This window comes from Clostridium grantii DSM 8605, from assembly GCF_900129965.1.
Classification (GTDB): domain Bacteria; phylum Bacillota; class Clostridia; order Clostridiales; family Clostridiaceae; genus Clostridium_AF; species Clostridium_AF grantii.
This window is the reverse complement of record NZ_FQXM01000012.1, coordinates 89,901-114,452: the sequence shown is the minus strand read 5'-3', so window position 1 is coordinate 114,452 and position 24,552 is coordinate 89,901. Positions and strand designations below refer to the sequence as shown.

The following is a 24,552-nucleotide window of genomic DNA, read 5'->3' as shown; positions in this document are numbered from 1 at the left end:
AAATTAAGAATATCGATTTTAATACATTACACAAGGAGATTATTTCATGAGAAATGCACCAAACAAGGAGTGTCAATTGAGTGATGATTTAAAAGAATACAATGAATGTGTTGCACATATTATTAATAGTGTTCAAGTACAAAAGATGCGTGATTTTAAACATCATAGCGTTATTAGTTGTTATGAGCATAGTATAAATGTATCTATGAAAAGCTATAAAATATGCAAATTACTAGGATTTAATTATAAATCAGCGGCTATAGGTGGATTATTGCATGATTTGTTTTTATACGATTGGCATACCACAAAACTTGATGATGGAATGCATGGATTTTTACACCCTAAAATAGCTTTAGGAAATGCAGCTAAATTGCTGGAATTAAATAAAATTGAAAAAGATATAATAGTTAAACATATGTTTCCATTAACAATGGTTCCACCCTTTTACAGAGAATCAATAGTAGTTTGCTTAGTAGATAAATATTGCGCAATTACAGAAACATTAAGTATTTATTTTAAACTCAAAAATAGAATTTTATCTTGAATTTAGTATGTTAAATAAAATTTACTATTAAAAAGCTATTAAATAATATATAATTATACAGCCTTGTTGTTTTAATAAGAGAAAATTCAGTTATTTTTTAATGGAGGTATGATGGAGTATATTATTGAGGATATGAAATATAATCACTGGGAAAGTGTTTCAAAAATATATTTGGATGGTATAAAAACAGGAATTTCAACTTTTCAAAGTGAATTGCCTAATTGGGAAGAATGGGATTCTGCCAATTTAAAGAGTTGTAGGCTAGTTGCTGTTTACAATGATCAGGTTATAGGCTGGGTAGCATTGAGATCAACTTCTAATAGAATAGTATATAGTGGTGTAGCGGAAATAAGTATATATGTATGTAGTAAATATAGAGGTTTGGGAGTTGGAAAGAAATTATTGGAAAGTGTTATTAAAGCTTCTGAGCAAGTAGGAATTTGGACTCTTCAATCAACTATTATTAAAGAAAATATAGGAAGCTTATCTTTGCATAGAAGTGTGGGTTTTAGAGAAGTTGGTTATAGAGAAAAATTAGGTAGAATGAAAGATGGAAGATGGCATGATGTATATTTGATGGAAAAAAGAAGTGAAAAAATAATTTAAAACCCAGCTTAGCTGGGTTTTAAATTTTATGAATTAACTTTATTAATAAATGTTTTATGCAGTTCATCTTCTAGCGGTATGTTATTTTTTATAAAGATTGTATTTAAAGCTTTAAATACAAGATAAAGCTTATCTTCCCTACAATTTTCACCCATGTGACCAATTCTAAAAACTTTATCTTTTAAAAAATCCAATCCCCCTGCTATCATTATGCTATGATCGGTAATCATTTCATTAAAAAGTGTATCATAAGTGATACCTTCTGGAATATTAACTGTGGTAACAGTATTTGAAAACCCATTTAATGCATAAAGTTCAAGGCCGCAATGATGAAAGCTTTCTCTAACCGCTTTACCCAGTGATTCATGTCTTGTTAGTAAAATATCATCTTTTAAAGCTAATTCCACCGCTTTATTTAAGGCGTAAATATCACTTATTGGTTGGGTATAGGGGAACCATTTTTCTTTGTACCAATTTTTCCAAATAGATAAATTAGCATAAAAAGAAAGAATAGGACTGTTTCTATTAAGAATTTTATGCCAAGCAAGTTGACTAATACTTAAAAAAGTAAGACCGGGAGGGGCAGAAAGACATTTTTGAGTACCACCAATTACAATGTCCATTTCCCAGTTATCCACTTCAATATTTTCTCCAGCAATTGCGGAAACTGAATCTACTATACTTATAATGCCATATTTTTTTAGAAGAGGACAAATAAGATTTACTGGATTAGTGATTCCGGATGGAGTTTCACAATGAACTATAGTTGCTATTTTAAAGTCATGGTTGGTTTTAAGAAATTCCTCTAATTTTTCAACGTCAATAGATTTTCGGTAATCTCCTTTGTAATAAGTAACATCACCATTATATATTTTTGCAAAATCACCAAAGCCTTTGCCAAAAATACCATTATCTATGCATAATACTTTGTCCCTTGGTTCGATTAAAGAAGCACAGGCAGCTTCTAGTCCAAGAATAGCTTCTCCTGATAGAATAAGAACGTCTTCCTTTGTTTTCATCAATTCTTTTAATTTTCCACAGGTATCTTTGTAGAATTCGTAAAAATTCATGTCTAAATCAGGATTTGTTATTGGTTGTGCCATAGCTAATCTAACTTCCTCATTTACGTAGGTAGGTCCCGGTGTCATTATTAATGTTTTGTTCAATATATTCAACTCCTATTTATATAAAATTTTTAATTTTAATTTTTATTAAAGCGGAAGATAAAGGCAATCCAAATATAATACCGAAAACACTTTGAATTATATTACCTGGTACAGAAGTTAATGGAGCTACCCAGTTTCCGTATAAAAGACCTTCTGTAATATAGTATCCTGGAATCATAAATAACCCTGCTAAAAGCATACTTACTATATTCCAAAATAAACTGTTTCCATTTCTATTTTTATCATTAGCTAAGTGGCCAATAATATAGCCCATAGTACCTCTAATTATAAAAGTAAAGGGTGCCCAAGGTCCCCACCCAGAAAACACATCAAACATTGCCATACCAAAAGCTCCTGAAATAGCTCCTCTTTTCTTACCAAATACAATTGCAATGGTAAATAACATAGTATTTCCTAAATGAATTAAACCTCCGTTAACTGAAATAGGTAGCCTTATATTAATAAAAGTAGTAGCTACAAAAACTAAAGCAATGGATAAAGCTGATATTGTTAACTCTTTTACTTTGCTGTTATGTTTTATATTTATTGAATTTTGTTCCAAGATTAACGCCCCCTTGTTTGTATTAATGATTATAATAATACCTTTCTATTCTAAATGCAAATGTATCGATACAAAATAGAATTTATTAGTATCCATAAAAAATAAAAAATATAACCAATATACATTTTGTATACTGGTTATATATTAAAAGTTAAGTTTAGTACTTGATATAGCTATCCCTATAATAATAAATCAAAAGCTAAAATTCAGGGAGATTTTCTAATCTATCCTCACGAGCACTTCTAAATGTTGAGTCTAATACTTCCACTCCATTACGGTTCTTTGTAACAGTAACACAACAAATTTCTCCAGCTTTAGCCAAAGCAACTGCTTTGGTTAAAGGTAAAACTTCACCTTGCTCATTCATAACATTAGTTATATCACCGTCATTATTTTTTCTGATTTTAACAATTTTCAATTTTAGTTCTCCTTTCATATTTGAGATAAACAAATTTATTTTTATATTATTCCCATTTTAACAAGGGATATTTAAATTTATGGGAAAAAAATTATAATATTGATTATTAAAACCATTTATTGCTAATACTTATTAATATAGGGTATAATAAATTGTTAGAATTGTTTCACAATTTAAAAACTAAATTTAAGAAAGAAGGGATAATAATGAAAGAAAGAACTTTGGTATTGATTAAGCCAGATGGAGTAAAAAGAAGATTAATTGGAAAGATACTATCTATGTATGAAGAAAAAGATTTAGAAATTATTCAGCTAAAGATAGTAGACCCGGATTTAAATTTAATAGATTTTCATTATAAAGAACATATTACAAAACCTTACTTTAAAGATTTAGAAAGATATTTCCTGGAAGGACCTATTTGTTCCATTATCATAGAGGGGGAAGATGCAATTCAGCAAGTTAGAAATATAAATGGGAAAACAGACCCTAAAGAAGCGGCAATGGGAACTATAAGATATATGTACGGAGAAAGTAAAACAAGAAATCTAGTTCATGCTTCTGATTGTAAAGAAAGTGCGGAAAGAGAAATAAAAATTTGGTTTTAAATGCAAAAAAACGGTAACTCTTCTTTTATGAGGATATACCGTTTTTGTTAAATTATCTTTTAGGTTTTGGCCCTTCATACTGATAATAGTAGCATCTTAACCTACCATTATATAACTTTCTATTTTTTGATGATCTTCTTCCAAATTTGATTTGGAAATCTTCATAAGAAGTAATTATATTATATGACCAAGTATCTAATTTCTTAAAAATACTACCCATTTCACTATATAATTCTTCAACTTCAAATTCATCATTTAATCTTTCGCCATAAGGTGGATTAGTAACAATTGTGCCGTATTTGCTTTGGGTGCTTAACTCACACACAGGTCTTTGTTGAAAGTGAATTGTATCATCAACACCAGCTTTTTCAGCATTTTCTCTTGCGATTTTAATACTTCTTTCATCTATATCATAACCCATTATATCGAAGTCTTTATCATAGTAAATTTTATCATAAGCATCTTTTCTAACCTTTTTCCAAATTTCTGGCGAAGTAATATGTTCCCACTTTTCACAAATGAATCGTCTGTTAATTCCAGGAGCTATGTTTCTTGCTATAAGAGCTGCTTCAATAGGAATAGTTCCAGAACCGCATAAAGGGTCGATAAAAGTGGAAGAATATCGCCAATTACTTAAAATTACTAAAGCAGCAGCTAGAGTTTCTTTTAAAGGAGCTTCATTACCTTTTTCTCTATAGCCACGTTTATGTAAACCAACTCCAGAAGTATCTAATAAAACTAGAACTTTATCTTGTAAAATTGAAATAAGAATAGGATAAGTGTCCCCGGATTCATCAAAAATTTCTTTATCATATTTCAATTTTAATTTTTCAATAATTGCTTTTTTAGATATTGATTGAATATCAGACAAAGAAAATAATTGAGATTTAACTGATTTTGCATTTACAATTATACTACTATCTTCTTTTAGAATTTTATTCCATTCTATTTTTTTTACTCCTTGGAATAATTCTTCAAATGATAAAGCTTCAAATTCAGCAAGTTTAATAAAAACTCTATCGGCACATCTTAACCAAAGATTTGAATTGCAAATTCCTTCTGCATCTGATTTATATGTTATTCTTCCATTTTCAACAAGCATATCTTTAAAACCAAGTCGTTTTAATTCTTTGGAAACCAAAGCTTCAAGTCCGAAAGCAGCGGTTGCTACTAATTCATAATTCAACATAATAATTCTCCTTTATATAAATTTCCAATAATACTATAACACTTGTTTGTTTATAATACAATAAAAGCTTTTTAATTGAGAAAGCTTTTATATATTGTGGAATTTAATTTTAAAATTTTGAATTATGTATTATAATGTGTTTAGCAAAACAAATAAAGGAGAAAAAAATGATTGATAGATTACAAAAATACATGGCTCATTGTGGGGTTTCGTCTAGGCGTAGTGCAGAAGGAATTATTTTAGAAGGAAGAGTTAAGGTTAATTCTGAAGTGATAAAAGAATTAGGTTATAAGGTAGATACTGAGGTGGATCAGGTTTATGTGGATGATAAGCTTATAAAAGTTGAAGATAGAAAAGTTTATGTTGCTTTAAATAAACCAGTAGGGTACGTTTGCACTGTTAAAGATGAAAAGAATAGAAAAACTATTTTAGATTTAGTAAATGTTGAAGAAAGAATATATCCTATTGGAAGATTGGATTATAATTCATCGGGATTAATACTTCTTACAAATGATGGAGATATTTATAATAAAATAATTCACCCTAGAAAAAAGATTGAAAAAACATATATTGCTGTAATAAAAGGCACTCCTGATATGAAAAAAATTAATCAATTTATGAATGGAGTAGATATAGGAGGATATGTGACTCAAAAATCTCAGTTTAAGATTATAAAGGTATTATCAAATGGAAATTGTAGAGTTAAAATTGTTATTACAGAAGGCAAAAACAGACAAATAAGAAAGATGTGTGAAATTATAGGCCATCCAGTGTTAGAACTTCAAAGAATTTCAGTAGGGGATATACATTTACACAATTTAGAACTTGGTAAATGGCGTAATTTAACTTTAGATGAATTAAGCTATATTAATAGCATTTAAAAATTTTAACGAAATTATAATTTTTGAATCTTGCATTTGAATATAAAAAAAACCATAAAAACAACCAAATTTTAAGGATTTTTGAAAATAAAAAAGATAAATATGAAATATTAGGTTGAATAATTATTCATTAAATGATAAAATGAAATAAAAATTTCATGTATTTTTACTAACGGAAGGAATAAATCTATGAGTGAAGATAAAGATTTAATGCTTAATATTCAAATGCGATTTCCCAAACTAAGTAAGGGACAAAAATTAATTGCAGAATATATTCTAAAACATTACGATAAAGCGGCTTTTATGACTGCTGCTAAGCTAGGTACCACAGTAGGGGTCAGTGAATCAACAGTAGTAAGATTTGCTATTGAACTTGATTTCAGTGGATATCCAAAACTTCAGAAGGCTTTGCAAGAATTAATAAAGACAAAATTGACTACTGTTCAAAGAATTGAATTATCAGATAATTTGATAAATCAAGAAAATGCTTTAAAAGGGGTTCTTAAAGCAGATATGGATAATATTCGTGCTACCCTTGAGAAGATTAATCATAAAACTTTTGAAAGTGTTATTAATAGAATTTTTTCTTCTAGGAAGATTTATATTATTGGACTTAGAAGTTCTACTGCACTAGCTGATTTCTTGGGTTTTTATTTAAATCTTATTTTAGATAACGTCCAAGTAGTTCAATTAGGTATCAGTGATATATTTGAGCAAATGATAAATATAACAGATGAAGATTTAGTTATTGGCATAGGCTTTCCAAGATATGCAGTAAGAACAATTGAGGCTTTATCTTATGCCAAAACAAAAGGAACTAAAATTGTTGCAATAACGGATAGCCTTTTATCACCACTTGCTGCAAAAGCTGATTATACATTAATTGCGCAAAGTAATATGGCTTCATTTGTAGATTCATTAGTTGCACCGCTTAGTATTATAAATGCACTAATAGTAGCTGTTGGATTAAGAGAAAAAGAGAAAATTTCAAATACATTTAAAGAACTTGAAAATATTTGGGAAGAATATCACGTATATGCTTATAAAAAAGAAGATTAGTAAATAATAAGTAAGGAGCTAAAGTTTCTTACTTATTATTTACGTTCAAACTAAATCGAGGTGTTTATATGAATAAAATAATAATTATTGGTGGTGGCCCTTCTGGTATGATGGCGGCTATTAAAGCAAGTGAAAATAAAAACAATAGCGTTACAATAATAGAAAGTAACGAAAAACTTGGTAAAAAACTATTTATTACGGGTAAAGGAAGATGTAATTTAACTAATGACAAAGATATAAGCGAATTTTTTGAGTTTATTCCAGGAAATCCTTACTTTTTGTACAGTAGTTTATATTCCTTTACGAATAAAGATTTAATGGACTTTTTTGTTTCAAAAGGAATTCCTTTGAAAGTTGAAAGAGGGGGAAGAGTTTTCCCGGAAAGTGATAAATCTTCGGATATTCTTAAGATTTTACAAAAAGAAATTAAAAATAATGATATAAATGTTATGTTGAATTCAAAAGTAGATAAGTTAATTGTTAAAAATAATAGAGTTCATAAAGTTCTTTTAACCAATGGAAATGAAGTTAAAGGGGATAAGTTTCTAATAGCAACAGGTGGAAGATCTTATTCTCAAACAGGCTCTACTGGAGATGGTTATAAATGGGCAAAACAATGCGGGCATAATCTTGAAAATATAGTTCCATCATTAATTCCTATAGAATTAGAAGATCAGTGGGTTAAAAATTTACAAGGATTGTCACTTAAAAATGTTGATTTTACCGTTGTTGATAAAAAAACAAATAAAAAAGTTTTCGCTGAGTTTGGAGAAATGCTTTTTACTCACTATGGTGTATCAGGCCCTATTGTTTTAAAGGCAAGTCGATTTATTAATGATAAATCTTCATATAAGTGCATAATAAACTTAAAACCCTATTATACTGAAAAAGAGTTAGATAATAAATTAGTTGATATATTTAGTCAATATTTAAATAAAGACTTTAAAAATTCATTAAATGATTTGTTGCCTAGCAAAATTATTAATACAATAATTGAACTTTCAAGAATTGATGCAACAAAAAAAGTTAACTCTATTACAAAAGAAGAAAGAGCAAATTTAGTGAATATTCTTCAGAATTTAGAAATGAATGTAAAAAAACTTAGACCTATTGATGAAGCTATAATTACTCGTGGAGGGGTATCAACAAAAGAAATTGACCCTTCTACTATGCAGTCAAAATTGGTGGAAAATTTATATTTTGCAGGTGAGATAATTGATGTAGATGCTTTTACAGGAGGATTTAATTTGCAAATTGCTTTCTCAACAGGTTATATAGCTGGAACAAACTTAGATTAAGTAAAATTTTATCTGTAAATTTAAAGGATTTTTGTGATTCATATAGAATAGTGTATAATTAGAGACTTATGAAAAGGACGGATTAAAAGTGAGAATAACTGTAGCAATTGATGGACCTGCTGGAGCGGGTAAAAGTACTATAGCAAAGCTTGTAGCAAAAGAATTTGATTTAATATATATAAATACAGGTTCAATGTATAGAGCGATAACTCTTTTAGCATTAACAAAAAATATTGAGCCTTTTGAAGTAGAAAAATTGCAGAAACTACTTGATGACACTGATATGTATTTTAAAAAGGATAGACTTATATTAAACGGTGAAGATGTAAATGACGAATTAACATTACCGACAATAAGCAATAACGTGTCAAATTATGCTGCTATTAAAGAAGTAAGGGATAAATTAGTTTTTCTTCAACAAAAGATGGCTCAAAAATTTAATGTAATAATGGATGGAAGAGATATTGGGACTGTTGTTTTAAAAGATTCTAATTTTAAATTCTATTTAAATGCTACCGCTGATGAAAGAGCAAAGCGTAGATATGATGAGTTGATTGAAAAAGGGATTGAAGTGGATTATCGGGAGTTATTAGAAACTATTATTAAAAGAGATTACATTGATTCTAATAGAGAGATTAATCCTCTTACAAAAGCTGCAGATGCTATTGAAATAGATTCTACAAATATGAATATTGAAGAAGTTGTTGAATTTATTGTAAAACATATAAAGAATAATATAAATTATAGAATGTAAGGTGAAGAATTATGAAAAACTTAACCTTAGCAAAAAATGCAGGATTTTGTTTTGGAGTGAAAAGAGCAGTAGATAAAGTATTGGACTTACAAAAAACATATAATAAAAGAATATATACTTTAGGCCCACTTATACATAATAACGATGTAGTGGAGTATTTAAAAGAAAATAATATTTTCCCTATAAAGATTGAAGATATAAATGAACTAAATAATAATGATGTAGTGGTGATACGTTCTCATGGAGTGTCTCCCATGGTAATAAATACTTTAAGCAAAAACAACTTAATAATAGAAGATGCAACTTGCCCTCATGTATCTAAGATTCATAAAAAAGTAAAAGAATTTAAAGATTTAGGATACACTATAATCATTGTTGGTGATAAATCTCACCCGGAAGTAGTTGGAATTAACGGATGGTCAAATGAAGAAGCTATTGTTACCAAGTGTGGTGAGGATTTAGATGAATTTAATCTTAAAGGTAAAGTATGTTTAGTATCTCAAACCACTGAAAAAAAAGAAAACTGGACTAAAGTTGTAAATAAACTTGAATCCATGAAAATAGAATTTACTTCATTTAATACAATATGCAATGCAACTTCTGTTAGGCAAGAGTCTGCAAATGAAGTGTCTGAAAGTGCAGATTTAATGGTTGTTATAGGAGGATATGATAGTTCAAATACCACTAAGTTATATGAAATATGTAAAGCGAATTGTGAAAACACTATTCATGTAGAAAATGCAGGTGAAATACCTGATGATATTTCAAATTCAAATTATATAACTAATATAGGAGTTACAGCAGGTGCTTCAACTCCTGATTGGATAATAAAGGAGGCAATTATAAAAATGAGCGAAAATAAGGTAGTGGAACAAAATGAACAATTAGCTTATATGAATGAAAATGATGTTGATTTCTCTATTGGAGATGTAGTTTCAGGTGAAATTATATCAATGAGCAATAACGAAGCATTCATAAACATAGGGTATAAAAAAGATGGGAAACTTCCTCTTAGTGAAGTTACAAAAGAAATTGGGCTAACTATGATGGATTTCTTTAAAATTAATGATGAAATAACTGCTAAGGTTATTAGATTAAGCGACTCAGATGGATATGTGGTTTTATCTAGAATTGAAATTGCTAGAGATAAAGCTTATGAAGAATTAGAAAAAGCTTATGAGGGAAAAGAAACTATTGAAATTGAATTAGTAGAAGCTGTAAAAGGTGGTATTATCGCTAGATTTAAAGGAGTTCGAGTTTTCCTTCCTGCATCACATGTAGAATTATTTCATGTAGATGATTTAAAAGAGTATATAGGAAAAGTAGTACCTGTAAAAATAATTGAATTTAAGGCTGAAAGAAAAGGCACTAAAATTGTTGCTTCAAGAAGAAGTTTACTTCAAACAGAAAAAATTAAAAATGAAGAAAAAGCTTGGGAAACACTAGAAACGGGTTTAGTAGTAGAAGGGTCAGTAAAAAGATTAACTAACTTCGGTGCTTTTGTTGAAGTTAATGGAATAGATGGACTATTACATGTTTCTGAATTATCTTGGGGTAGGATTGATAAAGCTTCTGATATTTTAAAAGTTGGAGATAAAATCAATGTATATGTTATAGAAGCTAATAAAGAAACTAAGAAATTGTCTTTGAGTATAAAAAAACTTACTTCAAATCCATGGAATAATATTGTTGAAAAATATCCTGTGGGAAATATAGTTTTAGGTAAAGTTGTAAGATTCTCTAACTTTGGTGCTTTTATAGAGCTTGAACCTGGGGTAGATGGCTTGGTTCATATTTCAGAAATAAGTCACAAAAGAATAGAAAAATCATCTGATGTTTTGACATTAAATGAGACTATAAAAGCTAAAATATTAAGCGTTGCTGAAGAAAGTAAAAAAATTGGATTAAGCATCAAGGAAGCGGAAGAAATATAAATTATTTAAAAGCTAAGAAGAGTAGATAAAATTCTACTCTTTTTTAGTGAAATGAACTTTATTAAAAGTGAATACAGTAATAATTGTCTTTTGTTTGTTATATAATTTATTAGTAAGGAAATTTTAGGAGGCAATAGAGTGGCCTTTAATGAACAATTAAACTTTAATAATAGTATTTCAGCAGAAGAAGAAAAAATATTAAGATCAATTTTAAGTAGGTATCCCTATAAAATAATTAGCATTAGTAAAGCTAGAAGTGCTTATAAAGTCGCCACGGATAAAGGCAATATTTGTTTAAAAAAATTCCAACATGGTAAGCAAAAAGCTATGAACGGGTTTATTCTAGTAAACGAATTAAAGAAGGTTGGTTTTCATAATACAGCAGAATATCTTAAAACTAAAAAAGGTTATGTATTAGTAAGATATAAAAATTATTTTTTTTATGCTACTGAATGGATTAATGGACAAGAAGTAGATATTTCTACATTAGAAGAAACCACTAATACAGTTAAGCTTCTAGCTGAGTTTCATATTTCTGTTAGTAAAATTAATTCTTCTGGTTTGAAAATAAAAGATAATATAGACAATTGGCTAGATTTGTATAATAATAAATTAAATGATTTTTTAATGTATAAACAAGCTATTGATAAAAAATTAATTAAAAGTTCCTTCGATATTGACTATTACAACTCCATAGACATTTATTACAATCGTGGAGTCAAAACACTAGCTTTATTAAGAGAATCAAATTATTTTTTATTAATTAACTCAGTCAATAGAGAAACTTCTATATGCCATAATAGTTTTTATTATCAGAACATAATAAAAAAAGACACTGATTATTATTTGATCGATTTAGATAGTATTATTATTGATCTACAAATAACAGATTTGTGTAAATATATTACTCGACTTATGAATAGGGATGAATATTTTTGGGATTTTGATAAAGCAAAAGAAATAATTGAAACTTATAGTAATATTAAACCAATATCAAAAGAAGAATTAAAGATCATGCTTTATGTTATGATGTTTCCACATAAGTTTTGGAAATTAGGAAGAAAAAGATATATTAAACATAAGAATTGGAATGAAAGAAAATTTAACAAGAAACTTATCAAATTAAACTCAAGAATAACAAAAGAAAATGAATTTATGGAAAAATTCGAAAATTATATTAACCAATAACTTTTTAAGAGGTATGATTATGTATAAAGCGGAGAGATTAAAAGAAAAAACTTTAAATAAATTTAAAGAATTATATGCATTATTGCCTAATCATAAGTATAATTTCTTTTCATATTATGAAGGTGAATCTATTTACAGAAGATTTTTAATGAAACGTTGGGTATATCTACTTACAAATGATAAAGAATATGTGGGCTATATTTGGGTGAATGAAATGAATGGAGTTTATGCTGTGTTAGAACTCTTTATTAAAGAAGAACATGATAATCAGGAAGCTTATTTTGCTTTGTTAAAAAACTTAAAGTATTACGATAAAATTAAAATCAAAATTTCCGAAAAAGGGTATAAGCTAGATATAATTGAACAACTTGGATTTGAGGTAACTTCCCTTGTATATGAAATGGAATTAATAATTCCAGAAGAGATAAATTTAAGTCCCTTGTCACATGAAAGGTTAAAGATATCTAATCTTATTAAAGGTAAGGATGAACAAATAAGATGTGATCTTCAAAATAAAATTTTCAATAAAAAAAATAGAGTACCTTTGGTAGTTAAGGATATTTTTTATGATGAAATGCAGAGTTATTATTACGATGATGGAGTATTTATAGTATATGAAGAGACTAAACCTATTGGTATAGGACAAATTATTTATGAGAATTTTGGTGCTGTTTTAGTGAATTTTGGCATTATTCAAGAGTACAGATGGAAAGGTTATGGAGAATATTTTCTCAAGTATGTTATAAAATTCATGAGTGAAAAAGGCGAAAAGAAAATTAATTTAAGGGTTCATCATGATAATCAAGCAGCTATAAGCCTTTACAAAAAAAAATGGATTTGAAAAAATTAATTATATATATACATTTAAAAGACAGGAAATATAATCCTGCCTTTTTTATTGAAAAATATTTTCGTTTGGAATATGACTACTTTTAGTGCTACTTATAAGCTCAGAATTTACAGCTGAGTAAAATGATCTATCATATATATATTTATTCTTACTTCTTGAATCATCTAAATTATCTTTATTAGATTTTTTTTCTAAGGAATTCATCTGATTCTTGATTTTAGCATCATACATAATATCCCCTCCATATAAATATTCTTTCTAAGAATTAAGGAAAATATGCAAAATCATGAAAGAAAAAAATAAACTTATTTGAAAATTAGCTAGAATTATATATAATATAAGGATAAGTTAAATTTAAAACGAAGGAGAAACACAATGGAAACAAGAATGATGAAATATTATATTGAAACTTGGGGTTGTCAAATGAATGAAGAGGACTCTGAAAAAATTTCAGGAATACTTAAAATAAATAACTATGAGCCTACTGATAATGAAAAAGATGCTGATGTAATTATCTATAATACATGTTGTGTAAGAGAAAACGCGGAACAAAAGGTTTATGGTCACTTAGGTCGATTAAAAAATCAAAAAAAAGAAAATCCTGATTTGATTATAGCTGTAACAGGCTGTATGACTCAACAAAAGGATGCAGCAGAAAAAATGATTAAAAAGTTTAGACATGTAGATATTATTACAGGAAGTTTTAATTCATATAAATTACCAGAGTATATTTCTCGGGTTAAACATTCTGGAGAAACTGTTGTTGAAGTTTGGGATAAGGAAAAGGGAATAGTAGAGGGATTGCCTGTAGATAGAAAAAATGATATGAAAGCTTTTGTAACTATTATGTATGGCTGTGATAATTTTTGTTCTTATTGCATAGTTCCCTATGTAAGAGGAAGAGAAAGAAGTAGAGAACCAGAGGATATTGTAAAAGAAATTGAAAGTTTGATAGCACAAGGGTATAAAGAAGTTACTTTATTAGGGCAGAACGTTAATTCATATGGAATAGGATTAGAAAGAAAAATGAATTTTTCAGATTTATTAAAAATAGTTAACAGTATTGAAGGAATAGAAAGAGTTAGATTTATGACATCTCATCCTAAAGATATTACTGAGGAATTAATTCAAACTATGAATGAATGCGATAAAGTATGTGAGCATATTCATATGGCACTTCAATCAGGATCAAATAGAATGTTAGATAAAATGAATAGAAAATATACAAGAGAGCATTATATAAATCTTACTAAAAGAATTAAAGAGGTTATGCCACAAGTTGCTATTAGTACAGATATAATTGTAGGATATCCAGGTGAAACAGAAGAAGATTTCAATGAAACTTTAGCCTTGGCTGAAGAAGTAAAGTTTGATGCAGCTTTTACTTTTCTTTATTCTCCAAGAGAAGGTACTCCAGCTGCTAAGTTAGAGACGGATTTTATAGATGAAGAAACTAAACATAGAAGATTTAGTAAATTACTAAACTCCATCAATCAAATCGTAGAAACGAAAAATAAAGAGTATGAAGGAAAAATAGTAGATGTACTAGTAGAAAGTGCTAGCAAAAATGATGATAGCAAAATATCAGGAAGAACAAGAACTTTTAAATTAGTGACCTTTGAAGGGTCTAAAGATTTAATCGGCCAAATAGTTAATGTTAAAATAGTAGAGGCAAAACCTTACTCACTTGTAGGTGAACTAGTATAGAAACACAAAAACAAATAATTTTATAAAGAATAGGAGTGGTTTTGTGGCATTAACTCCAATGATGCAACAATATTTACAAATTAAAGAGAACTATAAGGATTGCATTCTATTTTTTAGACTTGGTGATTTTTATGAAATGTTTTTTGAAGATGCAGAGATTGTTTCAAGAGAATTAGAATTAGTTTTAACTGGCAAGAGTTGTGGATTAGAGGAAAGAGCTCCTATGTGTGGTATTCCATATCATGCTTCTAACTCTTACTTAATTAGACTTGTGAATAAAGGGTATAAAATTGCGGTTTGTGAACAATTAGAAGATGCTTCTGCTACTAAAGGCATAGTTAAAAGAGATGTGGTAAAAGTTGTTACACCAGGAACATATACTGATTCTAGCTTTCTTGATGAGAAAAAGAATAATTTTATAATGAGTATATACTTAAAGGAAAGTAAAGGTGCTCTTTGTTTTGCAGATCTTTCAACAGGTGAGTTTTATGGTACATCAATTTTTAATGATGAGGCTGTTATATTAGATGAAATCTCGAAATTTTTGCCTAGTGAAATATTGATATATGAGGAAATAGATAAAACTTTGATATCCTCCATCAAAGAAAGATTTAATACATCTTTTACTTCAGTAAAAAGTGAAAATCTTTTGAATACTTCTTCTTTGAAAATAAAAGAACAGTTTAAGAATTATGATGAAAATAACTTTGACGAACATCTTGTGATATCTTCAAATGTTCTATTATCATACATTAATGAAACCCAAAAAAGTGTTCTTGGCCATGTAGATTATTTTACTTATTACCAAGTAGAAGATTTTTTAGGCATTGATATTAATTCAAGAAGGAATTTAGAACTTACAGAATCATTGAGAGATAAAAGAAAGAAAGGGTCGTTGTTATGGGTTCTTGATAAAACAAAAACTGCAATGGGTGCTAGAATGCTCAGGAAGTGGGTAGAACAGCCTTTAATTGTAGAAGGTAGTATCAATAACAGATTGAATGCGATAGAAGAATTAACAATGAATATGCCTCTTTTAGATGAGCTTAGAGATGAATTAAACAAAATATATGATATAGAAAGATTGATTGGTAAAATTTCAGGTAAAAATGTAAATGCTAAAGAATTGGTTTCGCTGCAGAATTCATTACTGAATTTACCATATATTAAAAAGCTTCTTTCAAATACTGAAAGCGATTTATTGAATAATACTTATAAAGAAATAGATACACTTGAAGATATACATTCATTTTTATTTTCATCTTTATTAGAAAATCCAGCTATTTCTGTGAAAGAAGGGGGAATTATTAAAGATGGTTATAACGAAGAAGTGGATGAACTTAGGAAAGCAAAAGCCCACGGCAAAGAATGGATAGCGGCTTTAGAAAGCAGAGAAAAAGATTTAACTGGAATTAAATCATTAAAAATTAGATATAATAAAGTTTTTGGTTATTATATTGAGGTTACAAAATTAAATATGGAGTTTGTTCCTAAAGATAGATATACAAGAAAACAAACTCTAGCTAATGCAGAAAGATATGTAACTGATGAATTAAAAGAAATGGAAGAGAAAATACTAGGAGCAGAGGAAAAACTCACTACCCTAGAATACGAAATATTTGTTCAAATAAGAGATGTTATAGAGTCACATATTGATAGAATGAAAAAAACTTCTAATTTTTTATCTTCTCTAGATTGTTTATGTTCTTTAGCTATGTGTGCTATAGAAAACAATTATGTTAAACCTATTATTACAAAAGATAATAAAATATCTATTAAAGAGGGAAGACATCCAGTAGTTGAAAAAGTGATTCAACGTGAAGGATTTATATCCAATGACACAATAATAGATGATAAAGACAATAATCTTTTATTAATAACTGGTCCTAATATGGCGGGTAAATCAACTTATATGAGACAGGTGGCACTTATAACTGTAATGGCTCAAATAGGAAGTTTTGTACCAGCTAAAGAAGCAAGTATATCCATTTGTGATAAAGTATTTACTAGAATTGGTGCTTCTGATGATTTAGCTGGTGGTAAAAGTACTTTTATGGTAGAAATGTGGGAAGTAGCTAATATTCTTAAAAATTCAACTAAAGAAAGCTTGATTCTTTTAGATGAAGTAGGAAGAGGAACTAGCACTTACGATGGATTAAGTATTGCTTGGGCTGTAATTGAGTTTATTTGCGAGAATAAAAGCTCTAAAGCAAAAACCTTGTTTGCAACCCATTATCATGAATTAACTTCCTTAGAAGGCAAAATAAGCGGTGTACAAAACTATTCCATAGCTGTGAAGAAACTAAAAGATGATATTGTATTCCTTAGAAAAATAATAAAGGGAAGTGCGGATGATTCCTATGGTATTGAAGTTGCTAAATTAGCAGGTATTCCTGAACAAGTAACAAATAGAGCAAAAGAAATACTGGTTATATTAGAAAAAGGTGGAGTCAATACTTCGGAAGTTAGTTATACAATAGTTGATTCAATTAATGCTAAAGAAGAAGTATCTAGCATAGAAGTAGTTAAAGAGAAAAGCAAGAAAAATATAAAGGAAGTTAGGCAAACGGAACAAATGCAATTGGGTTTCGCTGATCTAGAAAAAGAAAAGCTCATTGCTGAAATTTCGAATATTGATATAATTAATCTTACTCCTATGGATAGTCTTAATAAGCTTTATGATATAATAAAAAAAGCTAAAACTATTATATAAAAACACAATGTAAATTAGGTGATATTATGTTAAAAAGAATAAATGTACTAAATTTTGAAACAACAAACAAAATTGCTGCGGGAGAAGTGGTTGAGCGTCCTTCTTCTGTAGTTAAAGAATTAATAGAAAATAGTATAGATGCTGGTGCTAATAATATAACTATCGAGATTCTTGAAGGTGGAATGGAAAAAATCAAAATAGTTGATGACGGTGCAGGTATACATTCTGAGGATATGAAAAAAGCTTTTTTACCTCATGCAACAAGTAAAATTTCTTCTATTGATGATGTATATGCATTAAACACTTTTGGGTTTAGGGGGGAAGCGCTTGCTAGTATAGCTTCGGTTTCTATAATTAATCTTAAATCTAAAACAGTGGATCTGGAATTTGGTAAAGAATTAAAAAATATAGCTGGTAGTATAGAAAATATTGAAGAGGTAGGCTGTAATAATGGTACGTCCATCGAAGTGAATGATTTATTTTTTAATATACCTGCAAGAAAAAAGTTTTTAAAATCTCCTAGTAGAGAAGGTTCTTTGATATCAACGTTAATTAGTAAGCTAGCTCTTGCTAATCACAAAGTTTCCTTTAAATACTATAATAACAATAAAAAATCTTTAGTTACCTTTGCTTCAGAAGATGTTAAAGAAACTATTAAATATGTGTATGGAAAAACTATTTATGATAACTTAATAAAGTTCGAAAATCACACTGATATAATTTCAGTTCATGGATATGTGGGAACGCCTGAAATAAGTAGAGGAAGTAGAAATAATCAAAGTATTTTTGTGAATAAAAGATTAATTAAAAGCCCTTTAATTACTACTGCTGTAGAAAATGCTTTTAAATCTTTTACAACGGTACATAAATACCCTTTCTTTGTTTTATTTTTAGATATTTTTCCTGAATATATAGATGTTAATGTTCATCCAACAAAAGCGGAAATAAAATTTAATAATGATAAAGAAATTTTTTCGGCAGTTTTTAATACTGTTCACAAGGCTATAAGAGCTAGTTATGAAGATAATTTTGAAATAAAGGCTGAGCCTAAAACCATTGAGTTATTAAAAGAAAATAATGATTATATAAATTCAAGTCATTTTGTAGAGTATAAAGAAGGCATTGCTAATGAAGAAGAAAAACTAAAAAATCTTGTTAAGGAGAATATACAGATACCATTAGATTTAAAAAGTTTAAAAGATGAGGAAAATACTTTTAAGTCTCCTTTGATTGATATAACTAATGTAGGAAATGAGGATTTGGATTCTCTAAAAGAAGATAAGCAGGTTAATAATGAAAGTAGAGTTTATAATTACAATGACCATATGGAACAAAATGATTATGTTGATGAAGGGAAACAAGAGATAAACGAAATAAAGCAAGATATATTGGAAAGTGAACAGGAAATTAAACAAGATAGAGTCGAAGATAAAGTGGACGATATTATAAAATCTCAAGTAATGAAACCTAAATTCCCTAAGATTAGAATAATTGGTCAATTTAATAAAACCTATATTTTAGGGGAAGCAGATAATGAATTTTATATGATAGATCAACATGCAGCTCATGAAAAAATCTTATTTGAAAAGTTTTCTAAAGATATTGAAAATAGAACTATATTATCTCAAACAATTATGATTCCTGTAATAATAGAATTAAGCCCAGAGGATTTTTATTATTATACGGAAAATTCCTTTATTTTTCAAAATGCAGGATTTAATATCGAACCTTTTGGAGATAATACCTTAAGTGTAAGGGAAGTTCCTATAATTTTGGGTAAAACTGAGGTGGTTGAATTATTCTATGGTATTTTAGATAATATAAAAAACTATGGAAAAGGTAATATCACAGCGGTTAAAGCTTATATAATAAATCAATTGGCATGTAAAACGGCTATTAAAGCCAATCATAATCTTTCTACGCTAGAAATGGATAGTTTGATTGAAAATTTGAGATTTATAGATGAACCTTTTCATTGTCCTCATGGTAGGCCTATCATAATTAAAATGTCACTATATGAATTAGAAAAGAAATTTAAAAGAATTGTATAATAAGGTGGAAAAAATGAAAAAATTATTTGTATTAACAGGACCCACAGCCGTTGGGAAAACAGATATCTCCATTCAATTAGCAAAGAAATTAGGGGGAGAGATTATATCAGCTGACTCTATGCAGATATATAATTATATGGATATTGGTTCTGCTAAGGTTTCAAATGAAGAAATGGACGGAGTTCCACATCATCTTATAGATTTTCTTAGCCCGGATAAAGAATTTAGCGTTGCTGAATTTAAAGAAAAAGCAAAAAGTGCTATAGAAAGTATATACGCTAAAGATAAGCTTCCTATGGTGGTTGGTGGTACAGGGTTTTATATAAACTCCCTTGTATTTAATTATGACTTTGCAAATGCTATAAAAGACGAAAGATATAGAAAAACTTTAGAAACTATTGCAGCTACTGAGGGTAATGAATATCTTCATTTAATGCTGAAAGAAGTAGATTTAGAGTCCTATTCAAAGTTACATTATAACGATGTTAAAAGAGTGATAAGAGCGTTGGAGGTATATAAAGTCACCGGGAAGTCTATGAGTCATTTTAAGGCAGAACAAGATATATATAATATTTCTTATGACGTATCATATTTTGTGCTTGATATGAATAGAGAAAAACTTTATAATCGAATTAATATGAGAGTAGATCTTATGATGGAAAAAGGGTTACTTGAAGAGGTTATAAAATTAAAGGAAATGGGTTATAATTCTAAGATGCAAGCGATGCAAGGAATAGGGTATAAAGAGCTTCTTTATTACTTAGATAATGAGATATCCTATGAGGAAGCTATTGAAATGATTAAACAAGGAAGTAGGAATTATGCTAAACGTCAATTAACATGGTTTAGAAAAGATAAAAGAGCTATATGGATAAATAAAGATTTATACAAAAATGATGATGAAATAGTTGAAGAAATTTTGGAAAAATATTATAATCAAATAAATGGAACCAGAATTTGAGCATAATAACTTTCTATAAAAGGAGTGATTAAATGAATACCACAAATGCAAAACAAACAACAAACCTTCAAGACATGTTTTTAAATAATGCAAGAAAAAGTAATATAGGAGTAACTGTTATTTTAACAAATGGGTTTCAGTTAAAAGGCTTTGTAAAAGGCTTTGATAATTTTATAATCATGCTTGTTTCAGACGAGAAAGAAATGATGATTTATAAACATGCAGTATCAACAATTGTGCCTTTAACACCAATTTTATATGCTAAATAATAGAATTATTTAAAAATAGGCATGAATAGTGCCTATTTTTATTGGAATTAATCATAGGATAAAAAGGAGAAGTTTATGTTAGATATTACAATAAATTTTCTAAAAGAAAAGTATAGTATTAATGATAAAGTAATTGAATTATATAAAGCAACAATGAAGGATATTGAAAAAGAATTCGATAAAATTGACAAAGTGAGAGAATTTAATCAGTTGAAAGTATTAAATGCTTTCCAAGAAGAAAGAATAAGTGATGCTCATTTTACAAATTCAACTGGTTATGGGTATGATGATATAGGAAGAGATTCTTTAGATAAGGTGTATGCTAGAATATTTAATACTGAGAGTGCTATAGTTAGGCCTCATTTTGTAAATGGTACTCATGCGCTAGGAGCTGCTTTATTTGGAAATTTAAGGCCAGGAGACACAATGGCGTCTGTTTGTGGTGAACCCTATGACACTTTACATAACGTAATAGGATTAAAATCTGGAGAAGATACTGGGTCATTAAAAGATTTTGGGATAAAGTATACTCAAGTTGATTTATTAGAAAGCGGAAAACCAGATTTAATAAAAATAAAGTCAACAATTAAAGAGAATGAATCTATTAAATTAGTTCATATTCAAAGATCCACTGGTTATTCATGGAGAAATGCTTTAGATTTAAATGACATAAAAGAAATTGTAGATACTGTGAAAAGCATAAGAAACAATATTATATGTTTTGTTGATAATTGTTACGGAGAATTTATGGAAACAGAAGAACCAAGTGATTATGGAGTTGATTTATTGGCGGGTTCATTAATCAAGAATATTGGTGGAGGACTAGCTCCAGCAGGTGGTTATATTGCAGGAAAGAAAAAATATGTAGATAATGCTTCTTATAGGTTAACAGTTCCTGGAATAGGAGGGGAGTGTGGTGCAACTTTTGGGTTGATGCGATCAATGTTTCAAGGTTTATTTTTGGCACCACATATTTCATCAGAAGCTTTAAAGGGAGCTATATTTTGTTCTAGAATAATGGAACTTGCAGGTTTCGAAGTTATGCCGAAATATAATGCAAAAAGAAGTGACATAATTCAATCAATAAAGTTTAATAATGAAGAAATGGTGGTAAAATTCTGCAAAGGAATTCAAGCAGGTTCTCCTATCGATTCTTTTGTATCTTGCGAGCCTTGGGATATGCCTGGATATTCAGATAAAATAATAATGGCTGCAGGAGCTTTTATACAGGGGTCATCTATTGAACTTTCAGCAGATGCGCCTATAAGAGAGCCTTACATAGCTTATATGCAAGGTGGATTAACCTTTGACCATGCTAAAATAGGAGTTCTTATAGCTTTATCTAAAATAGTATAAAATTTTGCAAATAAAAAAGCTACCACTTTTAAAAAAAGGGTAGCTTTTTTATTTGTTAGTATTTTCTATATAACCCTACTATTTTACCTAATATAGAACAATTTTGTACGATTATAGGATCCATAGTATCATTTTCAGGTTGTAATCTTATGTGATCTTTTTCTTTGAAAAATCTTTTTATTGTTGCTTCATTTTCGATTAATGCAACAACTATATCACCATTTTCTGCACTATTGACTTTTTCGATAATTGCTAAATCTCCATCATTTATACCTGCTTTGATCATACTTTCGCCTTTAATGTTTAATATAAATAAATCATTAGATGTTTTTACATAATTTAAAGGTATTGAAAAAGTATCTTCTATATTTTCTACTGCTAATATAGGTTCACCTGCAGTTACTTTACCTATTATAGGAATATCGATCATTTCTAATTTAGATCTATGCTCATTTAAAAGTTCTATAGCTCTTGGTTTAGAAGGATCTCGTCGTATAAAGCCTTTTTTCTCTAATCTTGCCAAATGTCCATGAACAGTTGAAGTGGATCTTAAACCTACCTGGGCACAAATTTCTCTAACTGTGGGTGGGTACCCTTTGTCATTTAATTGACTTTTGATAAATTGATAGATTTCTTCTTGTTTATTTTGTTTATCCATTTTAAATACCCCCTTCTATTAAGTAGATTATAACATAAAAATTTCACAATATCAAACCTACGTTCTTATTTATATTTTGTACATTTATAGGAAATTTATACATTATTTTTAGAAAATTTTATAAAAAAACTAAAACTTTTAAAATTCATGGTTTAAAAATAAATGCTATTTGAAGTTTGTAGGCTTATTTGGTATAATACCTATATTCGCTGTAGATTTTAAAGAAAGAGGGTATTAAATTGGAAGATAACAACAAAAATATTGAAAGTGAAATTTTTCAAGAAGATGATAAAATTCTTATAGATATCGAGGAAAAGATAAAGGGTGGGGAATATTCAACCAAGTCGATTTTGATAGATAGCATAATAGAAGATGAAGAGTTAGTGGAGGATATAGAAGAATTAAACTCTGAAGATGACTACATTTCGGTTTTTGAAGAAGAATTAGACTTTGAAAACGGAGTAATAGACGGTTTTGATATGAAAAAATTCAACGAAGAATTCAACCAAGGAAAAAGTGATGAAAATATTCGATTTATTGAAGAAGTTGAAGGATTAAGTTCTATAATAGAAAATATCGATGAATATGAAGATAAGGTAGAAGAATTCTCTCCAGGTTTATTTGTATTTAAAACAAAGAAAGATGAAACTAAGAACTAAGTAATTTTAGATGAAATGCGACTTTATAGTCGCATTAATCACTTAATGGGTTGGAATTAACTGCTTTTCGTAAAGTTTCATCATCTACATGAGTATAAATTTGGGTGGTTGAAATGTTTTCATGACCAAGAATTTTTTGAAGACTTCTGATATCAACTTGCCCATATTTATACATTAAAGTGGCAGCGGTATGTCTCAGCTTATGAGGTGTATATTTTTCAGGATCCAGTCCTGCTTTTTTTATGTATTTTTTTACCATGATTTCTACAGTTCTTTTATTTATTCTTGTAAATCTATTGCTGATAAATAGTGCGTTTTTATCGATTATTCTGTGTTGCTCCTTGTTTCTCACTGGTAAATAGCTTTCTATTGATCTTATGCAAGCATTATTTAAATAAACGGTTCTTTCTTTATTTCCTTTACCTATTATGGTAAGGGTATCTGTTTTGATATTGGGTATATCTATACTACATAATTCTGACAAACGAAGTCCGCAATTAAGAAATAAAGTTATGATACAAAAATCTCTTTGAGAATCAGATTCTTTTGTTGCAGCAAGAAGGGATTTGCTTTCATTCAAAGTTAAATAAACTGGATTTCTTTTATCTAATTTTGGAGTTTCCAGCTCGATAGCTGGATTATCACTAATTATCTTTGCTTTTCCGTGTAAAAATTTAAAAAAGGATTTTAAAGCCGATACTTTTCTCGCTTTTGCATAGTTACCATTGCTGCGAAAATTCTCTGCAAAAGATATAAAGGCATATAAATCCATAAGTTTTATTTTCTTGATAAATTGTGAATCAATATCATTTATTATAATTTCATCAAAATTTGTGCTTTTAGGTACCAAACCTTTATATAATTTCATAAATTTGAAAAACATAGTTAAATCCCATTTGTAAGCATTTATGGTATTTATAGATTTTCCTTTGATAGTATTTAAATAAGTTAAGAATCCATTCAAATCTTCTGGTAATTGATCATCTGAAAGATCATATAAATCAAAATCCACGGTGTTTCCCCCTTAATTTAGGTGTAATTTCGCTAAATATACATTTAGCGAAATTATTATAAACTAATTATACAGTATTTTACTCAATTTTACTAGTATGTTCCAAGTTTTT

General features: G+C 28.5%; 24 protein-coding genes. 17 read left to right on the top strand and 7 right to left on the bottom strand.

Annotated elements, in window-relative coordinates; translation table 11 throughout:
• The first annotated feature begins 46 nt into the window (after positions 1-46).
• Entirely contained in the window at positions 47-544 is a 498-nt protein-coding gene (locus tag BUB83_RS11900; protein WP_073338688.1) for an HD domain-containing protein, read from the top strand.
• Between the two features lie 111 nt (positions 545-655).
• A complete protein-coding gene (locus BUB83_RS11895; RefSeq protein WP_073338687.1) occupies positions 656-1,150 on the top strand; it encodes a GNAT family N-acetyltransferase in 495 nt (164 codons plus the stop codon).
• 26 nt (positions 1,151-1,176) lie between these two features.
• On the opposite strand, the gene BUB83_RS11890 is transcribed toward BUB83_RS11895, so the two are convergent.
• From BUB83_RS11890 to BUB83_RS11880, 3 genes are all read right to left on the bottom strand, one after another.
• Positions 1,177-2,316: a pyridoxal-phosphate-dependent aminotransferase family protein gene (locus tag BUB83_RS11890; RefSeq protein WP_073338686.1), complete on the bottom strand. Its 1,140-nt coding sequence runs from the start codon at positions 2,314-2,316 to the stop codon at positions 1,177-1,179.
• Between the two features lie 16 nt (positions 2,317-2,332).
• Positions 2,333-2,878: an ECF transporter S component gene (locus BUB83_RS11885; protein WP_242950670.1), complete on the bottom strand. Its 546-nt coding sequence runs from the start codon at positions 2,876-2,878 to the stop codon at positions 2,333-2,335.
• Between the two features lie 199 nt (positions 2,879-3,077).
• Positions 3,078-3,296, bottom strand: a complete 219-nt coding sequence (locus tag BUB83_RS11880) for a DUF3892 domain-containing protein (protein ID WP_084133538.1) — start codon at positions 3,294-3,296, stop codon at positions 3,078-3,080.
• Between the two features lie 206 nt (positions 3,297-3,502).
• Between BUB83_RS11880 and ndk the strand changes: the two genes are divergently transcribed.
• Entirely contained in the window at positions 3,503-3,901 is a 399-nt protein-coding gene (gene ndk, locus BUB83_RS11875; protein ID WP_073338713.1) for a nucleoside-diphosphate kinase, read from the top strand.
• Between the two features lie 52 nt (positions 3,902-3,953).
• Here the strand turns inward: ndk and BUB83_RS11870 are convergent, their stop codons facing one another.
• On the bottom strand, positions 3,954-5,090 hold the full coding sequence (locus BUB83_RS11870; protein ID WP_073338684.1) for a THUMP domain-containing class I SAM-dependent RNA methyltransferase: 1,137 nt from the start codon (positions 5,088-5,090) through the stop codon (positions 3,954-3,956).
• A gap of 167 nt (positions 5,091-5,257) precedes the next feature.
• Here BUB83_RS11870 and BUB83_RS11865 point away from each other — a divergent pair, with 167 nt between their 5' ends.
• The 7 genes from BUB83_RS11865 (at position 5,258) to BUB83_RS11835 (ending at position 13,045) form a co-directional block, all read left to right on the top strand.
• Positions 5,258-5,971, top strand: a complete 714-nt coding sequence (locus tag BUB83_RS11865) for a pseudouridine synthase (protein WP_073338683.1) — start codon at positions 5,258-5,260, stop codon at positions 5,969-5,971.
• A gap of 189 nt (positions 5,972-6,160) precedes the next feature.
• Positions 6,161-7,030, top strand: a complete 870-nt coding sequence (locus BUB83_RS11860; protein ID WP_073338682.1) for a MurR/RpiR family transcriptional regulator — start codon at positions 6,161-6,163, stop codon at positions 7,028-7,030.
• A gap of 68 nt (positions 7,031-7,098) precedes the next feature.
• The gene (locus tag BUB83_RS11855; RefSeq protein WP_073338681.1) at positions 7,099-8,328 is read left to right on the top strand and encodes a BaiN/RdsA family NAD(P)/FAD-dependent oxidoreductase; all 1,230 of its coding nucleotides are present in this window, start codon (positions 7,099-7,101) and stop codon (positions 8,326-8,328) included.
• Between the two features lie 88 nt (positions 8,329-8,416).
• Positions 8,417-9,082: a (d)CMP kinase gene (gene cmk, locus BUB83_RS11850; RefSeq protein ID WP_073338680.1), complete on the top strand. Its 666-nt coding sequence runs from the start codon at positions 8,417-8,419 to the stop codon at positions 9,080-9,082.
• 11 nt (positions 9,083-9,093) lie between these two features.
• Positions 9,094-11,016 carry a bifunctional 4-hydroxy-3-methylbut-2-enyl diphosphate reductase/30S ribosomal protein S1 gene (locus BUB83_RS11845; RefSeq protein WP_073338679.1) on the top strand — a complete coding sequence of 641 codons (1,923 nt, stop codon included), beginning with the start codon at positions 9,094-9,096 and terminating at the stop codon, positions 11,014-11,016.
• 138 nt (positions 11,017-11,154) lie between these two features.
• A complete protein-coding gene (locus tag BUB83_RS11840; RefSeq protein ID WP_073338678.1) occupies positions 11,155-12,204 on the top strand; it encodes a CotS family spore coat protein in 1,050 nt (349 codons plus the stop codon).
• Between the two features lie 19 nt (positions 12,205-12,223).
• On the top strand, positions 12,224-13,045 hold the full coding sequence (locus tag BUB83_RS11835) for a GNAT family N-acetyltransferase (RefSeq protein WP_073338677.1): 822 nt from the start codon (positions 12,224-12,226) through the stop codon (positions 13,043-13,045).
• 54 nt (positions 13,046-13,099) lie between these two features.
• Here BUB83_RS11835 and BUB83_RS11830 read toward each other — a convergent pair whose 3' ends face one another.
• Entirely contained in the window at positions 13,100-13,285 is a 186-nt protein-coding gene (locus BUB83_RS11830) for a hypothetical protein (protein ID WP_073338676.1), read from the bottom strand.
• A gap of 144 nt (positions 13,286-13,429) precedes the next feature.
• Between BUB83_RS11830 and miaB the strand changes: the two genes are divergently transcribed.
• The 6 genes from miaB (at position 13,430) to BUB83_RS11800 (ending at position 22,111) form a co-directional block, all read left to right on the top strand.
• Positions 13,430-14,761 (top strand): tRNA (N6-isopentenyl adenosine(37)-C2)-methylthiotransferase MiaB, encoded by a 1,332-nt coding sequence (gene miaB, locus BUB83_RS11825; RefSeq protein ID WP_073338675.1) that lies wholly within the window; start codon positions 13,430-13,432, stop codon positions 14,759-14,761.
• A 43-nt stretch (positions 14,762-14,804) separates the two neighbouring features.
• Positions 14,805-17,474, top strand: a complete 2,670-nt coding sequence (gene mutS / locus BUB83_RS11820; protein ID WP_073338674.1) for a DNA mismatch repair protein MutS — start codon at positions 14,805-14,807, stop codon at positions 17,472-17,474.
• A 26-nt stretch (positions 17,475-17,500) separates the two neighbouring features.
• Positions 17,501-19,525 carry a DNA mismatch repair endonuclease MutL gene (gene mutL, locus BUB83_RS11815; RefSeq protein WP_073338673.1) on the top strand — a complete coding sequence of 675 codons (2,025 nt, stop codon included), beginning with the start codon at positions 17,501-17,503 and terminating at the stop codon, positions 19,523-19,525.
• Between the two features lie 13 nt (positions 19,526-19,538).
• Positions 19,539-20,486, top strand: a complete 948-nt coding sequence (miaA, locus tag BUB83_RS11810; protein ID WP_073338672.1) for a tRNA (adenosine(37)-N6)-dimethylallyltransferase MiaA — start codon at positions 19,539-19,541, stop codon at positions 20,484-20,486.
• 32 nt (positions 20,487-20,518) lie between these two features.
• On the top strand, positions 20,519-20,755 hold the full coding sequence (hfq, locus tag BUB83_RS11805; protein WP_073338671.1) for an RNA chaperone Hfq: 237 nt from the start codon (positions 20,519-20,521) through the stop codon (positions 20,753-20,755).
• Between the two features lie 75 nt (positions 20,756-20,830).
• Positions 20,831-22,111 (top strand): methionine gamma-lyase family protein, encoded by a 1,281-nt coding sequence (locus tag BUB83_RS11800; protein WP_073338670.1) that lies wholly within the window; start codon positions 20,831-20,833, stop codon positions 22,109-22,111.
• A gap of 55 nt (positions 22,112-22,166) precedes the next feature.
• Here the strand turns inward: BUB83_RS11800 and lexA are convergent, their stop codons facing one another.
• Positions 22,167-22,769, bottom strand: coding sequence for a transcriptional repressor LexA (gene lexA / locus BUB83_RS11795; protein ID WP_073338669.1), 603 nt, complete (start codon positions 22,767-22,769; stop codon positions 22,167-22,169).
• A gap of 239 nt (positions 22,770-23,008) precedes the next feature.
• Between lexA and BUB83_RS11790 the strand changes: the two genes are divergently transcribed.
• On the top strand, positions 23,009-23,428 hold the full coding sequence (locus BUB83_RS11790; protein WP_073338668.1) for a hypothetical protein: 420 nt from the start codon (positions 23,009-23,011) through the stop codon (positions 23,426-23,428).
• 34 nt (positions 23,429-23,462) lie between these two features.
• On the opposite strand, the gene BUB83_RS11785 is transcribed toward BUB83_RS11790, so the two are convergent.
• On the bottom strand, positions 23,463-24,440 hold the full coding sequence (locus BUB83_RS11785) for a tyrosine recombinase XerC (protein ID WP_073338667.1): 978 nt from the start codon (positions 24,438-24,440) through the stop codon (positions 23,463-23,465).
• Between the last annotated feature and the right edge of the window lie 112 nt (positions 24,441-24,552).

Bases quoted from the DNA above. Each gene is read 5' to 3' on its own strand.
- BUB83_RS11900 (WP_073338688.1), top strand. From the start codon at position 47: ATGAGAAATGCACCAAACAAGGAGTGTCAATTGAGTGATGATTTAAAA.
- BUB83_RS11895 (WP_073338687.1), top strand. From the start codon at position 656: ATGGAGTATATTATTGAGGATATGAAATATAATCACTGGGAAAGTGTT.
- ndk (WP_073338713.1), top strand. From the start codon at position 3,503: ATGAAAGAAAGAACTTTGGTATTGATTAAGCCAGATGGAGTAAAAAGA.
- BUB83_RS11870 (WP_073338684.1), bottom strand. From the start codon at position 5,090: ATGTTGAATTATGAATTAGTAGCAACCGCTGCTTTCGGACTTGAAGCT.
- BUB83_RS11865 (WP_073338683.1), top strand. From the start codon at position 5,258: ATGATTGATAGATTACAAAAATACATGGCTCATTGTGGGGTTTCGTCT.
- BUB83_RS11860 (WP_073338682.1), top strand. From the start codon at position 6,161: ATGAGTGAAGATAAAGATTTAATGCTTAATATTCAAATGCGATTTCCC.
- BUB83_RS11855 (WP_073338681.1), top strand. From the start codon at position 7,099: ATGAATAAAATAATAATTATTGGTGGTGGCCCTTCTGGTATGATGGCG.
- BUB83_RS11845 (WP_073338679.1), top strand. From the start codon at position 9,094: ATGAAAAACTTAACCTTAGCAAAAAATGCAGGATTTTGTTTTGGAGTG.
- BUB83_RS11835 (WP_073338677.1), top strand. From the start codon at position 12,224: ATGTATAAAGCGGAGAGATTAAAAGAAAAAACTTTAAATAAATTTAAA.
- BUB83_RS11830 (WP_073338676.1), bottom strand. From the start codon at position 13,285: ATGTATGATGCTAAAATCAAGAATCAGATGAATTCCTTAGAAAAAAAA.
- miaB (WP_073338675.1), top strand. From the start codon at position 13,430: ATGGAAACAAGAATGATGAAATATTATATTGAAACTTGGGGTTGTCAA.
- mutL (WP_073338673.1), top strand. From the start codon at position 17,501: ATGTTAAAAAGAATAAATGTACTAAATTTTGAAACAACAAACAAAATT.
- miaA (WP_073338672.1), top strand. From the start codon at position 19,539: ATGAAAAAATTATTTGTATTAACAGGACCCACAGCCGTTGGGAAAACA.
- hfq (WP_073338671.1), top strand. From the start codon at position 20,519: ATGAATACCACAAATGCAAAACAAACAACAAACCTTCAAGACATGTTT.
- BUB83_RS11800 (WP_073338670.1), top strand. From the start codon at position 20,831: ATGTTAGATATTACAATAAATTTTCTAAAAGAAAAGTATAGTATTAAT.
- lexA (WP_073338669.1), bottom strand. From the start codon at position 22,769: ATGGATAAACAAAATAAACAAGAAGAAATCTATCAATTTATCAAAAGT.